The organism is Paraburkholderia lebeckiae (genome assembly GCF_050436225.1).
GTDB classification, from domain to species: Bacteria; Pseudomonadota; Gammaproteobacteria; order Burkholderiales; family Burkholderiaceae; genus Paraburkholderia; species Paraburkholderia tuberum.
In genome coordinates this window covers 933,732-949,213 of the sequence record NZ_JBNDLU010000002.1, presented here as the reverse complement: position 1 = coordinate 949,213, position 15,482 = coordinate 933,732, and the positions used below count along the sequence as shown (strand labels likewise).

Genomic DNA, 15,482 nt, shown 5'->3' with positions numbered 1-15,482 from the left:
CCCCTCGAAGGAAGGTTCACGTGGCAGGTAACAATCTGATTATCCACCGCGCGGCGCGACAGCGAAACGCTTCTTTACACGCGTGCTGACGGCCTGTCCCGAAGCACCGAAGAAAATCGTTACCGACCTGTTACGCATTTACCTGACCGCGAAAGCAGAACTCGCCGCGCTGGCAAGCGTGAAGCACATCAACTGCTGCGCTGTTCGCTTTATCGCCAATAATTCGCCGCGCAATGCGTGGCGTTTTTCATAGGCGTCGCCCTAGGGAAACACTGATTTATCAGGCTTGGCCGTCATCGCTGAGGTGTCCGAGTGCGTTGTAGAAGGAAGCTCACGGAACGGACCCATAGTGATGAAGCGGCAGATCAGCTTTGCAGAAGCGGAAAGTGCGGGCAAGAAGCGGGTGACCAGGCGTCAGCGCTTCCTGACAGAGATGGAGAGGGTCGTCCCATGGCCGCGGTTGCTGTCGGCGATCGAGCCGTACTACCCGAAGGGTGAGCGTGGCCGTCCGCCGATTGGTCTGGAGCGGATGCTTCGAATCTACTTTCTGCAGCAGTGGTACGGCCTGTCGGACGAAGGTCTGGAAGACGCGATGTACGACAGCATCGCGATGCGAGCCTTCGCCGGCATCGATCTGGCGGTCGAGGACGTTCCGGACGCGACCACGCTGTTGAAGTTCCGGCGCCTGCTGGTCGAATATGACCTGACGCGGAAGCTGTTCGACGAGATCGGCATTTCGCTGTGCGAACGCGGATTGATGATGAAGGAAGGCACGCTGGTCGACGCGACGATCATCGAAGCGCCGTCGTCGACCAAGAACGCCGGGAAGAGTCGCGATCCGGAAATGCATCAAACGAAGAAAGGTAACGAGTGGCACTTCGGCATGAAGGCGCACATCGGCGTCGATGCCGATTCGGGACTGGTTCACAGCGTGGTCGGCACGTCCGCCAACGTGTCGGATGTCTCGCAAGCCTATGCGCTGCTGCACGGGCATGAAGAGGAAGCGTTCGGCGACGCGGGCTACATCGGCGTAGACAAACGCGACGAAATGAAGGGCAAGTCGGTGAAGTGGCGCGTGGCGGCCAAGCGCGGAAAGATCAAGGCGATGCAGGACGGTCCGCTGAAGGACCTGGTGGTTGCGGTCGAGCGAACCAAGGCGCAGATTCGCGCACGGGTCGAGCATCCGTTTCATATCGTCAAGAACCTGTTCCGTCATCGCAAGGTGCGCTACAAGGGACTGGCCAAGAACACGGCGCAACTGTTCAGTCTGTTCGCCCTGGCGAACCTGGTGATCGCGCGAAACCGGTTGCGGTCGGTTCATGGGAGCAGTCCGTCATGCGTGTGAAAAATGCGAGAAATGAGGCGCATCCTCAGGTCAAAACTCACCAGAATTGCCAACGCTCCATTTCGGCATCCGGAAATTCCGAACCAGCGCCGCCGACAACCTCGCGGGATGGCCTATTAATCAGCGATTCCCTAGTTCCGTCCGTTAAGCTTTGAATGATGGCATCGCCTGCCAATCTTCCGCCGCGTGAACGCTAATGTGACAACGCCGTTCTTTGCCCCGGTCGGGACTGCGATTGCCCCACAGCCCTTACCCAGCAGGGCGCCGACGCCGGGACCGGATTGACGAACTCTGCTACACCTCTCGGCGAGGTCAATCCTTCAGCGTGAGCGACAATACCCTCACGACCAGTTCCTGATAGCTGATACCAACCGCGCGAGCAGCCTTCGGCAACAGCGAGTGATCGGTCATTCCTGGTGATGTGTTCACTTCGAGGAAGTACGGCTTGCCCTCGCCATCCATCATGAAGTCGACACGCCCCCAGTCCCAGCAACCGAGCACGTCAAACGCGCGGCGCGCGAGTTGCTTCAGGCGCATCTCTTCCTGGGATGCCAGTCCGCATGGAATCAGGTACTGCGTCGAATCGTGAACGTACTTCGCGTCATAGTCGTAGAACTCGCCCGCTGGCACAATTTGGATGACCGGCAGATCGAGGTCGCCCGCAATGCACGCAGTGTATTCACCGCCGCCTTCGATACTCTTCTCGACCAGCACGATAGCGTCGAACTTTGCTGCTTCCGCGATCGCTGAGGGTAGCGCCTCGGCCGCTTTTACCTTGATCACGGCGACGCTTGAGCCTTCGCTCGCCGCCTTCACAAATAGCGGCAACCCGAGTTGCGCGACGATCTCCTGCGCACGCGCATCGTAATCGTCGCCGCGCATCACGGCCTCGAACGGCGGCGTCGGAACACCCAGTTGCTGCCACACAAGTTTCGCGCGGAACTTGTCCAGCCCGAGCGCCGAACCAAGCACGCCGCTGCCCGTATATCGGATCCCATAAAAATCGAGCGCGCCCTGAATCTGTCCATTTTCGCCGTAGCCGCCGTGCAGGACGTTGAACGCGCGCACAAAGCCCTCGTCCTTTAACGCTGACAACGGCCGCGTGGATGGATCGAAGGGGTGTGCGTCGACGCCTGCATCGCGCAGTCTCTGCAACACGAGACAACCAGAATTGAGCGACACGTCACGCTCGGCGGACACTCCACCAAACAACACTGCCACCTTGCCGAATCGCTTCGGATCGATACTGTCCATCGAGCTCCCTATTTATGCGCAAGGCACCTTTATCTTCTCGTCCGCTAATCGAGACTTTGACCAGCGAGGCCGGTATCTGGGGGTGCCCCTAACGCGCGACAAAAAACATAGCCCCCTGCTCAAACCCACGACCACCGTTTCGCGATCATCCCATCGCAAGCAACTTCGGCACGAGCCCGGTTTCGAAGCGTCATACAGCCAAATCGGAACGGAAATTGAGGCGGCAACTTTCAACCACAAATCTCACTGTCGAAGCCAAGGACGCAGCGAATAACAAGCAACCAGCCGTGAACAAGTTTAGGAAAAATACCGTCAGGTGTCCATCGACAGTGGATGCTGTTCCGGGCTAACGTAACGACGGAAACAACTACCCAAACGAAAGCGCGCGGTCTGTCCGATCGGCTGCCGCAGGCTGACGGCGACAACGACACAACGAGCTTTCGGACCACTACGAATCGGCTGCATGGGTCGCTTGACGGCATCAACGTCAGCCCCCCACGCCCGGCCCGATTTGCTGACCAATGCTCCTCACCATGACAACGCCAGTCAGTGCTCCCCGGAGGTCGCACCTTTTCGTGGCTTACTTAACCTGCGACAGGTCAAGTTCTGCAAGCGCCATGTGGATTTCCTTCGCTGATTTCCCTTGAGCCAAAAGCGTTGCAGCGCGTTTCGCGTGTCCGGCGAGCAGGTGATGTTGCGGCCCGGGAGCATTGGCGTAGATGTGATGCGGCTTGAGGCCGGCGGCACGCAGACGGCGGACATAATACAGCTGGCTGTAAAAGGGAACCACACGATCCTCCGGATCAGAAATCACATAGATTTCCGGTCGTGGATTCTGGCGAATGCGCCCGATTTCGTCCACAGGATCGTAATAGCTCCGGGCATCGTAAAGCAGTCGACCGGGGATTTCCCGCTTGTATTCCCAGTACGCCGCGACCTGTTTGGCGGAAACAAGGGCAGAAGAAACCACCGATGCCGCGACGTCTCCGCGTCTGTTCAGGAGCGCAGCGGCGATCTGGCCTCCTGCGGAATGTCCGGTCAGAATGAATGATGCAATGTTGTAACGCTCCTTGAGCATGTCCAGTGCGCGATCCATCAGTTCGATCTCGCGATGCGTGCGGCGCATGTTATGGTCGCCAGAGGAGCCATAGATACCCGGCCGGGCAAGATAGAGCGTGGGACGGCCGGAATCAGCGGACCATTTAGCCATATCTTTCCCAATCTCCATGGGCGAAACAGACAGGTAGGATTGTGTAACGTACCTGACTCCCTTCGTCGTTCTCAGCATGACATCCCCGCTGAAATAAACCAGCACAGTGGGGCTTTCGCTGCCGGACAATCCATGCGCGTAGTATCGAATGCAATCTCCCTTGCCGTTGACTTCGACCCACAGGCTATCGGGCACTCGCGCGCAGTGTTCCGGTGAACTGAATGAACCGTTCAGGGCTTGTGCGGCATCGAATGGCTCGCGTCCCACAGGGATATTAAGCTCCCCAGGCCGTGGAGTCTCAAACGGCCCCAGTGTGGGTCGGTCCGCCAGACCGGGTTCGGTAACGCCCAAAACGCCAAAGACAACGAACAGGAAGCGCCGGAGTCTCCAGCGCAGAAGGTGCGATAAACGCCGACAATGTCGGCCAAACCATTTCATAAATAAGGTTCCGTGAGGTTATGCAGAAAAGACAGAAATGATCAACGATGGCCATGCGCGCGGACAACGAGCTCGCCTGCACCAGACGCAGGCGAGCACCTTGGGTAGTACGGCTGATTTGGCATTCGGGTCCCGTGCTGCGCGCAGACTACCCCGCGCGGCTTACCACCATCGGGGGTGAGCGTTGCAAGCTTTCGGGTCGTTCAGGCACGCCTGAAGACCCATTGCTCGCAGGGCCAGAGGTCAATGCTACTTTTGCGCGCCAGCTCGCAGCCACGCTACGACCTCATGGAGACGCGTACTGTTCGAGCCCTTGAGCAGCACTACGTCCTTGTCGACAAGCTCTTCTTGAAGTGCAAGCTTCAATTCGTCAAGCGAATTCGTGTAGCGCCCACGGCGTGCAGCCGGCAACCGTTCCCAGAAGTCGGTATAGAGTTTGCCCATGACATAGACGCGATCGATCCCGCAACGCTCGACCACTGCAGCCAGGTCGGTATGAAGCAGCGACGCCTGGGGACCGAGCTCCGCCATCTCGCCCAGCACAGCGACTCGTCTGGCTGCATTCTTCATGTCCCGCAAATGTTCCAGAGCGGCCTGCATCGAGCCGGGATTGGCATTGTAGGCATGGTCCACAATGGTCACGTGCCGTCCGTCGAGCGTCAGCTCAAACTCCTCGCCGCGGCCGGACAGGGCAGCAAAGCGTGCGATCCGTTCGAGCGCAGGTTCGAACGGATAGTTGAGCGCCGAGACAGCGGCAAGTACTGCCAGGCTGTTCAACGCCATGTGCAAGCCTGCCGCCCCGATCGGATAGGTGATATCGCGGCCTCTAATACGCGCATCGACCCGCTGCCCCGACGCGTCATGATCCACGAGTTGAAACTCGCTCTCGGCAGTCGTGCCGTAAGTAAAGATTTTCAGATCCCGTTCGATGGCCGCCTGGTAGACGGTATCCCATTCCAGCATGTCACGATTGAGCACCACGACACTTCCCGCAGACATGCCAAGAAAAAGCATGCTTTTGGTCCGGGCAATATCAGTGATTGTGCTGTTTTTCCCGAGGTGAGCGGGCTGGATGTTAGTGAAAATGCCGACGTCCGGGCGGGCAATGGCCGCGCTCTGTCTCATTTTGCCCACGGCAACTTCCAGGACGACATGAGGGGTGTCCCACTTGATTGACGCAAGATTCCAGCTCACACCTTGGGGAAGGTTTGCGTTGAACGCGCTCGCCGCTGTCGGACCGTAAGCATTGAGGGCGTCAGCCAGCATGGCCACGAGTGTGGTCTTGCCAGCGCTTCCGGTCACCGCCAGGACAGTGCCGCTCATCTGGCTGCGTGCATAGGCTCCCATCGCAAGAATTGCCGCGGCCGTATCTGCGACATGCAGGACCGGCAAATCGGCAAGTTGAGCCTGCACATCAGAATGGCTCGAGATAACACCCGCCGGGCGCGGCTGCATCCGTCGAATGACAGGAACAGGGATCCCCCGGCTTACCTCGCCGGTTCGGGCAACCACGACGTTTCCAGGCTGCATGGCAGGCGCGTAAATGCAAAGGCCGCTCGCCGTCCACCCCAATGGCGGCTGCTTGAGCCACGTCCCCTGCGTGGCCGCCTCGATCAGGGAGGCGTTCCATTCCCGCGCCAGCGTTGAGGATACTGAATGCCGCTGCGACTCCAGATAGTTCAGATAGGCGACAAAACCCGATAGATAGTGTTCGACATCGTCAATGCGGACCCGGAAGGCATGGTGGCGAATGAAGAAGCTGCCGGTGATCCTGCCCGGATTGGCAAAGTACATGGCAAGTTCCGGCCAGAAATGGCCATCTAACAGGCGCTGCGCCCGCGCATGCAGTGCATGAAAGAACTTATCCAGATCGACCTCGGCAAGCAGGTGCTCCAGGCCGGGCTGCTGCTGCATGCGGCTAATCATCTGCTCGGCAGCCGTCATCAATTCAAGCAGGGTTGGAAACGTCGTCACCCTTTCAGCCACGAAATCAAGATAGGTGGCGAAGTTCTGGATTCCAAATTTGTAATACGCTTCCAGTGGCCTGTGACGGGTCAGTTCGTTCACACAATAACTGAGCCAGTGGTCATGCGCCTTCCAGTGTTTTGCCTCGATGAAATGGCCGAACGCCTTTTCTACTGCTGCGAGCCACCTCGCATCGCCAGTCAGACCATAGAGGCGCATCAGGCCGAAGGCCGCTTCGCCATCGTAATAGATGATCCGGAATGCCTGCTTAACCGACAGATCCGGATAGTTCAGCACATGGCTGAATTTGCCGGTGTCCGCATCCTGCATGAAGAGGATGCCTGTTGCGAGCTGTTCTAGCAGAGTCAGATATTCGTCTGAGCCGGTCAGCTGGCTGTATTTGACCAGCGCCAGAAGGCACACGCCGTTGCCACCCAGTTTGACTTCGCCCTGCCGGTCAACCAGAAACGCCGCGCGGGCACCGGACGGCAATTCCGCCGGCATGATGAGTTCATTGACGAGATAATGCAGCGCTGCGTCGATTGCTGTCTTGAGGTCGTTGTCCTGGGTCACTTCCCAGGCTTCGAGCATCGCATAGATCGAACTTGCATGACGCAGGGTGTTGTAAGTGCCGATTTCGCGATCGAAACAGGGATGCCAGCCATAGTGGAAGCGCCCGCCAGGCTGTACCTGGCCGGCCAGATAACGGCTGCCGGATGCGACGAGCGCCCTGACGTCTGCCGGCCGGAGATGTTCGATGATGCGGCGGCCCGCGTTCAGACCAGTCCCGTGCAGAAGGTGTACCTCCGGCGCTTGCAGGCTTGCGAACGCCCCGCGGGTCGAGAACACATTAACGTTTTGCTGATCCTCGAAATTCACGCTGGCAAGCTGGTGCCGAATGGCGGCATACCGTTCGAAGTTCTTTGTGTTCACAACCGCATGCGTCTGTGCCGGGCCGCCATACAGCATGGCATTGCCATTCAGTTCGGTCTCCAGAAAGGCATGCCTGAAATTACTGTCCAGCGACAGGCCGCAACGAAAATAACTGCGCCGGGTCTGTTCGAGGCGGCCCCGCAGTGCCTCCCAGGTCATGCCTTCAACGCTGGTAACCCAGTCCACCCGAAGCCACTGGACGACCAGTCCGGCCGCGCCGGCAGCCTGCGTCACCTGCTCCATGCCTGCGTCCCAGGCCTCGGCAAATGTCGCCGCCGTTGTGGTCACGACGTCGGCCCGCCGCTGCCCGTCGCTCCATGAAAAGAACAGGACAAAGGGCGGCCAGGACGCCGCAAGGGGATTGACCTGCGGTTCAACGACGGAGCGCAATCGCGCGAATAATGCGGCGAAGCCTGTGGGGTGGGGACGCGCGTGCTCAGACGGGGTAGATGTCATGTGGTTTTACCCTCGGGTAGAGGCAGCCAGCACGCCTGCGGCCAGATACCTGGCGACGATGTCTCGTCTGGCCGCAGACATTAAAATCTTACCGAACACGATTTCGCTCTTCAGTATATACATTTGTTGTTCGAGATTTTTGCAGGGGCACGATCCGCGTGGATCGAAAGACTCATGCTCTGCACTCCGGCAAATTCTCCAGCCGCCAGGATCTGCATTTCAGCAACTGCAACTAATCCGTTGCAGCCTGGAGATCTGACTACGCCTGACAGTGCCCTTCATTTTGAAGATTCGTGTCTATCGGCGTTGTTCCGGTAGCCGTGAGCGCTCGCTGCCACTGCTCGATGAACTCACGTTTGCTCGATCGGGACGCAAACACGAACTCATTGAGCTTCCCGTTAAAAAATACCTGATCCCTGTCGCGCAACTCTGCATAGGCGAGCAGCACATTGATTGCAGGAGTCTCTGTTTGTCTGGTCATCGCGACACTCCCCGTTCTCGGAAGGCCCTCACCGTTTGCCTGGGCATGCGGTAAAGGCCGGTAGGTACGCGACCTTCCCGATTCAGGAAGATCGCGCCTCAGGGCTCAACATCAGGGCTCAGCATCCCCCCATGCCCTTTATCGGGCCGGGCCCGACAGACTCAGTTGCACCACCACCCGGCGGTTGGGCTCATTGCAGGCAATCTTCTGCTGCATCGTGCCGCTGCAGTCGGCGACCACCGGATCGGAATTGCCCGCACTTTCCGCGGTGATCTTCTGCGCCGGAATACCCTGCTCGATCAGCATCCGGCGAACCGTCATCGCACGCTGCTCGCCAAGCTTCTGCGCCGCCGCCGCCGAGCCGATCAGGTCCGCGTGGCCGATCACCGTCACGGCTTGCAGCGAGGTGTTTTCCCCGCGAATCTGCTCAGCCAGATGTGCAATTGCCGCATGGCCTTTGACAGTCATGTCGCGATTGCCAGACTTGCCGAAGGCGAACAGCGTGTCGCCCTTGAGCGTGTATTCTTTCGCCGCGACAGGCTGCGCCACCGGGGCTGACGTCACCGGGATCGACGCAGGGCCACACGCCTCCACTGCCGATGCGCGGGAAAGCACGTGCATCTGGGCGCGCATGCCTTGCAACTGGGCTTCGGCTTCGTTGCGCGGCACCATGATCGGTGCGTCATTGCTGCCAGCCGGCCTGACCTTCACGAAGTAGGTCATCCCGCCCTTCAGTTCAGCGCGGGATCCACCGGTGGTCTTGCCTGTGTACAGCGGCGCATCGTGGATGTACGCACCCAGCGTGTGCTCGCCCGGCTTCACGCAGAAGATGCTGTAGCCGTTAGGCAGCAACGCGGTCTGCAGCTCGCCATCAACGTAGACGTCAGCGGCGGCCGAACGACCCGCCCCGGCCGATGCGTCACGGTAGTAGACGATCTGCGCCTGCTGCGGGCCGACCTGGCCAACCGGCGCGTAGGTCTGGCCGAATACCTTGCCCGGCTGTGTGCCGGCGCCGGCCATCGGTCCGGCACCGGATGCGCCTGCCCGGGTAGCCAGCGACTGCTGGTTGGAGAAAGTGTGCTGTGCGACGGCGGGCAAGATGCCGGCTGTCACGAGCAATGCGCCTGCGAGCGCATGCTTCAGGGTTTTATTGAAAGTCATGTTAGTTCACCAAAAACGGTTCCCCGCACCGCCTGAAGCGGTTCAGGGGACCTGGTCAAATGATTGGTCAAGTCCAGGGTCCGCGACGCAGGTCATGCGTCGCGGACCATCCGGAGTTCAGTGGTTAAGCAGCGTCGTATCGACACCGTGCTGTACCAGCAGTTCGGCGCTCAGACCCGAGTGGTAGAAGACGTCATACGCGACGCCGTCCACGGTCGTGGTGCCAGACTGCTGCATCCAGTTGCCGACGTCCCAGTCGTCCCGCAGCAGGTCGGACAGGTTGACCTTGTCGCCCGCATTGCCCTTGACCATCATCTGCGTGCGACCATCGGCGATGAACAGGTTCTGGCCGCCCTGGTCAAGCACATCGCCCAGCGACAGCTTCAGCGTGTTGTTGCCGCTGCCGGTGATGTCCACCACTTCGACCGATGACATCCTCACGTGAACGTTGCTCAAGTCCAAGGTCTGGCCTGCACCTGTCAGCTTCAACGTGTCGATGCCGCCGTTGCCTTGGAGAATGTCACTACCCCCCGGATGGCTGTCGAAACTCCTCACGTCATCCAGGATGAATGTGTCGGCTCCGCCCGTGCCGACGTAAAAGCCCGCCTCCGGGCCTATGTGGAAGATATGCATCTCTGTCGTATCGATGGGACCTTTCCCGACATAAGCGGAGCAATTTCCAGCCTCATCAACCATCCGAACTCCCCATACAGCGCCTGATTGAATTGCGAGCTGATCGACCTGATCTAGCGGCCAACCTCCTCTACCCTCAGCGAGCCTCTCAGCGCTCACGTATTGAAATATGACATGGTCGCCCATGAGAATGCTGACGGAATCCCCCACCTTGGTTCCCGCAGGCAGTTTGTAGCTGATGACCCCGGCCTCATAGCTGACCCCATCCGGTATGGCTGGGGCAATCTGATCAAGCGTTACATCTTGCGATACGATTTTGCCAATATTACCGGCCGCATCGATCACGCGCGTTTGGATCGTCCAGGAGGCGTTATGTGTCGTATTGTCCTGGAACACCCAGCGGTTCCCGTTGACCAGCGCATCCTGCCAGGTCTTTCCGCCGTCCAACGACACCTGAACCTTCTCGTTAGCCGCGAGTGATGCCGTCAGACGGCCAACTACGTAGCGCCCGGCCGAACCATCATTGGTCAAGAAGTCGGTCGACAAGAGGCCAGCGTCCTTGCCCATATACGAGATGGACGGCTGAGCACCCGGCGCCACCGTGTCTACGGTCACGTTCCACGAACCCGCCTCCGCACTGACCTTGCCGGTCGCCGGATTCGTCGCGGTCGCCGTGAAGCTGTGCGATCCGTCAGCCAGGTTGGTTGACGGCGTAAAGCTCCACTGACCGCTGCCGTTCGCCACCGTCGTACCCAACAGCCTGCCGTTCTCGTACACCGAGACGGTCGAGCCCGCTTCGGCCGTACCCTGAATGGTTGGCCGAGCGTCGTCGGTGACCCCGCCCTTGGCCACCGCACCCTGGATCGCACCCACGTCGTCAGTCACCGTAGTGATGACCGGTGCTGACGCGCCGGTATCCACCGTGACCGGCCAGGCCGTCGACTCCGCACTGACCTTACCGGTCGCCGCGTTCGTCGCGGTCGCCGTGAAGTTGTGCGACCCGTCAGCCAGGTCGGTTGACGGCGTAAAGCTCCACTGACCGCTGCCGTTCGCCACCACCGTACCCAACAGCTTGCCGTTCTCGTACACCGAGACGGTCGAGCCCGCTTCGGCCGTACCCTGAATGGTTGGCCGCGCATCGTCGGTTACCCCACTCTTGGCCACCGGACCCTGGATCGCACCCACGTCGTCAGTCACCGTAGTGATGACCGGTGCTGGCGCGCTGGTATTCACCGTGACCGGCCAGGCCGTCGACTCCGCACTGACCTTACCGGTCGCCGCGTTCGTCGCGGTCGCCGTGAAGTTGTGCGATCCGTCAGCCAGGTCGGTTGACGGCGTAAAGCTCCACTGACCGCTGCCGTTCGCCACCACCGTACCCAACAGCTTGCCGTTCTCGTACACCGAGACGGTCGAGCCCGCTTCGGCCGTACCCTGAATGGTTGGCCGCGCGTCGTCGGTTACCCCACCCTTGGCCACCGGGCCCTGGATCGGACCCACGTCGTCAGTCACCGTGGTGATGACCGGTGCTGACGCGCCGGTATTCACCGTGACCGGCCACGCCGTCGACTCCGCACTGACCTTACCGGTCGCCGGATTCGTCGCGGTCGCCGTGAAGTTGTGCGATCCGTCAGCCAGGTTGGTTGACGGCGTAAAGCTCCACTGACCGCTGCCGTTCGCCACCACCGTACCCAACAGCTTGCCGTTCTCGTACACCGAGACGGTCGAGCCCGCTTCGGCCGTACCCTGAATGGTTGGCCGCGCGTCGTCGGTTACCCCACTCTTGGCCACCGGACCCTGGATCGCACCCACGTCGTCAGTCACCGTGGTGATGACCGGTGCTGACGCGCTGGTATTCACCGTGACCGGCCAGGCCGCCGTCTCCGGACTGACCTTACCGGTCACCGTGTCCGTCACGGTCGCCGTGATGTTGTGCGATCCGTCGGCCAGATCTGTGGAAGGCGTAAAGCTCCACTGACCGCTGCCGTTCGCCACCACCGTACCCAACAGCTTGCCGTTCTCGTACACCGAGACGGTCGAGCCCGCTTCGGCCGTACCCTCAATGGTTGGCCGCGCGTCGTCGGTTACCCCACCCTTGGCCACCGGGCCCTGGATCGGACCCACGTCGTCAATGACTTTGTCAACCGACGGTGCGTCCGGCGCGGCCGTTTCCACGATCACGGTCCACGGATCCGACAAATTATCCGTGCCCTCCACGCTATCAGGGTAATGCGCCCTGAATTCATGCGAGCCATCGGCTAGCACGTGCGGCGTATACGTCCAGTCACCGTTGTTGTCCACGAACACGGCTCCTGCCACGTTACCGTCGATGGTGATAATCACTATCTTGCCCGGCTCACCCTTGCCCACCAGCGTCGGCCTGGCATCGTCGGTCGTATCGCCGTTATTGATCGGCCCCTGGATGGCACCTACGTGATCAATGACTTCGACAATCGACGGCTTGCCCGGCGGCGTCGTGTCCACGATCACCGTCCACGGATCCGACGGCTCGCTTTCGTTGCCCGCCGGATCACGTTCCACCACCGTGAACTCATGCTCGCCTTCGTCCAGCGGCGTGTCCGGCGTGAAGCTCCAGTTGCCCTCCTCGTCGACCTGCGTCTTGCCAATCGGCGTGCCGTTGTCGATCACGATGATCGTGTCGCCCGGCTCACCCTTGCCCACCAGCGTCGGCGTCGTGTCGTCCGTGCTCTCGCCATTGCCCACCGGACCCTGGATCGCACCCTTGTCGTCAATGACCTCGTCAACCGACGGCTTGCCCGGCGGCGTCGTGTCCACGATCACCGTCCACGGATCCGACGGCTCGCTTTCGTTGCCCGCCGGATCGCGTTCCACCACCGTGAACTCATGCTCGCCTTCGTCCAGCGGCGTCTCAGGCGTGAAGCTCCAGTTGCCCTCCTCGTCGACCTGCGTCTCGCCAATCGGCGTGCCGTTGTCGATCACGATGATCGTGTCACCCGGCTCACCCTTGCCCACCAGCGTCGGCGTCGTGTCGTCCGTGCTCTCGCCATTGCCCACCGGACCCTGGATCGCACCCTTGTCGTCAATGACCTCGTCAACCGACGGCTTGCCCGGCGGCGTCGTGTCCACGATCACCGTCCACGGATCCGACGGCTCGCTTTCGTTGCCCGCCGGATCGCGCTCCACCAGCGTGAACTCATGCTCGCCTTCGTCCAGCGGCGTGTCCGGCGTGAAGCTCCAGTTGCCCTCCTCGTCGACCTGCGTCTCGCCAATCGGCGTGCCGTTGTCGATCACGATGATCGTGTCGCCCGGCTCACCCTTGCCCACCAGCGTCGGCGTCGTGTCGTCCGTGCTCTCGCCATTGCCCACCGGACCCTGGATCGCACCCTTGTCGTCAATGACCTCGTCAACCGACGGCTTGCCCGGCGGCGTCGTGTCCACGATCACCGTCCACGGATCCGACGGCTCGCTTTCGTTGCCCGCCGGATCGCGTTCCACCAGCGTGAACTCATGCTCGCCTTCGTCCAGCGGCGTGTCCGGCGTGAAGCTCCAGTTGCCCTCCTCGTCGACCTGCGTCTCGCCAATCGGCGTGCCGTTGTCGATCACGATGATCGTGTCACCCGGCTCACCCTTGCCCACCAGCGTCGGCGTCGTGTCGTCCGTGCTCTCGCCATTGCCCACCGGACCCTGGATCGCACCCTTGTCGTCAATGACCTCGTCAACCGACGGCTTGCCCGGCGGCGTCGTGTCCACGATCACCGTCCACGGATCCGACGGCTCGCTTTCGTTGCCCGCAGGATCGCGCTCCACCACCGTGAACTCATGCTCGCCTTCATCCAGCGGCGTGTCCGGCGTGAAGCTCCAGTTGCCGTCCTCGTCGACCTGCGTCTCGCCAATCGGCGTGCCGTTGTCGATCACGATGATCGTGTCGCCCGGCTCACCCTTGCCCACCAGCGTCGGCGTCGTGTCGTCCGTGCTCTCGCCATTGCCCACCGGACCCTGGATCGCACCCTTGTCGTCAATGACCTCGTCAACCGACGGCTTGCCCGGCGGCGTCGTGTCCACGATCACCGTCCACGGATCCGACGGCTCGCTTTCGTTGCCCGCAGGATCGCGCTCCACCAGCGTGAACTCATGCTCGCCTTCATCCAGCGGCGTGTCCGGCGTGAAGCTCCAGTTGCCGTCCTCGTCGACCTGCGTCTCGCCAATCGGCGTGCCGTTGTCGATCACGATGATCGTGTCGCCCGGCTCACCCTTGCCCGCCAGCGTCGGCGTCGTGTCGTCCGTGCTCTCGCCATTGCCCACCGGACCCTGGATCGCACCCTTGTCGTCAATGACCTCGTCAACCGACGGCTTGCCCGGCGGCGTCGTGTCCACGATCACCGTCCACGGATCCGACGGCTCGCTTTCGTTGCCCGCAGGATCGCGCTCCACCACCGTGAACTCATGCTCGCCTTCATCCAGCGGCGTGTCCGGCGTGAAGCTCCAGTTGCCGTCCTCGTCGACCTGCGTCTCGCCAATCGGCGTGCCGTTGTCGATCACGATGATCGTGTCGCCCGGCTCACCCTTGCCCACCAGCGTCGGCGTCGTGTCGTCCGTGCTCTCGCCATTGCCCACCGGACCCTGGATCGCACCCTTGTCGTCAATGACCTCGTCAACCGACGGCTTGCCCGGCGGCGTCGTGTCCACGATCACCGTCCACGGATCCGACGGCTCGCTTTCGTTGCCCGCCGGATCGCGTTCCACCAGCGTGAACTCATGCTCGCCTTCGTCCAGCGGCGTCTCAGGCGTGAAGCTCCAGTTGCCGTCCTCGTCGACCTGCGTCTCGCCAATCGGCGTGCCGTTGTCGATCACGATGATCGTGTCGCCCGGCTCACCCTTGCCCACCAGCGTCGGCGTCGTGTCGTCCGTGCTCTCGCCATTGCCCACCGGACCCTGGATCGCACCCTCGTCGTCAATGACCTCGTCAACCGACGGCTTGCCCGGCGGCGTCGTGTCCACGATCACCGTCCACGGATCCGACGGCTCGCTTTCGTTGCCCGCCGGATCGCGTTCCACCAGCGTGAACTCATGCTCGCCTTCGTCCAGCGGCGTCTCAGGCGTGAAGCTCCAGTTGCCGTCCTCGTCGACCTGCGTCTCGCCAATCGGCGTGCCGTTGTCGATCACGATGATCGTGTCGCCCGGCTCACCCTTGCCCACCAGCGTCGGCGTCGTGTCGTCCGTGCTCTCGCCATTGCCCACCGGACCCTGGATCGCACCCTTGTCGTCAATGACCTCGTCAACCGACGGCTTGCCCGGCGCATCCTGATCAGCATCAGCATCAGCATCAGCATCGGCATCCGCATCCGCATCCGCATCCGCATCCGCATCCGCATCCGCATCCGCATCCGCATCCGCATCCGCATCCGCATCGGCATCGGCATCGGCATCGGCATCGGCATCCGCGTCGGCGTCCGCATCAGCATCCGCATCACCATCCGCGTCAGCGTCCGCATCCGCATCCGCATCGGCATCCGCATCGGCATCGGCATCCGCATCGGCATCGGCATCGGCATCCGCATCCGCATCCGCATCCGCATCAGCGTCAGCATCGGCGTCAGCATCAGCATCAGCATCAGCATCAGCATCAG

At 61.2% G+C, this 15,482-nt stretch carries 8 protein-coding genes; 2 read left to right on the top strand and 6 right to left on the bottom strand.

Features of this window, described 5'->3' with window-relative positions; all coding sequences use genetic code 11:
• Positions 1-82: 82 nt before the first annotated feature.
• Both OKW45_RS19115 and OKW45_RS19110 read left to right on the top strand, forming a co-directional pair.
• Positions 83-253, top strand: coding sequence for a hypothetical protein (locus tag OKW45_RS19115; RefSeq protein ID WP_429470490.1), 171 nt, complete (start codon positions 83-85; stop codon positions 251-253).
• Positions 254-352: 99 nt separating this feature from the next.
• A complete protein-coding gene (locus tag OKW45_RS19110) occupies positions 353-1,345 on the top strand; it encodes an IS5 family transposase (RefSeq protein ID WP_018422560.1) in 993 nt (330 codons plus the stop codon).
• Positions 1,346-1,657: 312 nt separating this feature from the next.
• Here OKW45_RS19110 and OKW45_RS19105 read toward each other — a convergent pair whose 3' ends face one another.
• From OKW45_RS19105 to OKW45_RS19080, 6 genes are all read right to left on the bottom strand, one after another.
• Positions 1,658-2,599: a D-alanine--D-alanine ligase gene (locus tag OKW45_RS19105; protein WP_018417436.1), complete on the bottom strand. Its 942-nt coding sequence runs from the start codon at positions 2,597-2,599 to the stop codon at positions 1,658-1,660.
• A 580-nt stretch (positions 2,600-3,179) separates the two neighbouring features.
• The gene (locus tag OKW45_RS19100) at positions 3,180-4,247 is read right to left on the bottom strand and encodes an alpha/beta hydrolase family protein (protein ID WP_429470488.1); all 1,068 of its coding nucleotides are present in this window, start codon (positions 4,245-4,247) and stop codon (positions 3,180-3,182) included.
• Between the two features lie 249 nt (positions 4,248-4,496).
• Positions 4,497-7,601: a UDP-N-acetylmuramoyl-tripeptide--D-alanyl-D-alanine ligase gene (locus OKW45_RS19095; protein WP_429470486.1), complete on the bottom strand. Its 3,105-nt coding sequence runs from the start codon at positions 7,599-7,601 to the stop codon at positions 4,497-4,499.
• A 259-nt stretch (positions 7,602-7,860) separates the two neighbouring features.
• On the bottom strand, positions 7,861-8,082 hold the full coding sequence (locus OKW45_RS19090; protein WP_429470484.1) for a hypothetical protein: 222 nt from the start codon (positions 8,080-8,082) through the stop codon (positions 7,861-7,863).
• Positions 8,083-8,220: 138 nt separating this feature from the next.
• Positions 8,221-9,243, bottom strand: coding sequence for an OmpA family protein (locus OKW45_RS19085; RefSeq protein WP_429470482.1), 1,023 nt, complete (start codon positions 9,241-9,243; stop codon positions 8,221-8,223).
• 117 nt (positions 9,244-9,360) lie between these two features.
• Positions 9,361-15,093, bottom strand: coding sequence for an Ig-like domain-containing protein (locus OKW45_RS19080; protein WP_429470480.1), 5,733 nt, complete (start codon positions 15,091-15,093; stop codon positions 9,361-9,363).
• Positions 15,094-15,482 lie beyond the last annotated feature (389 nt).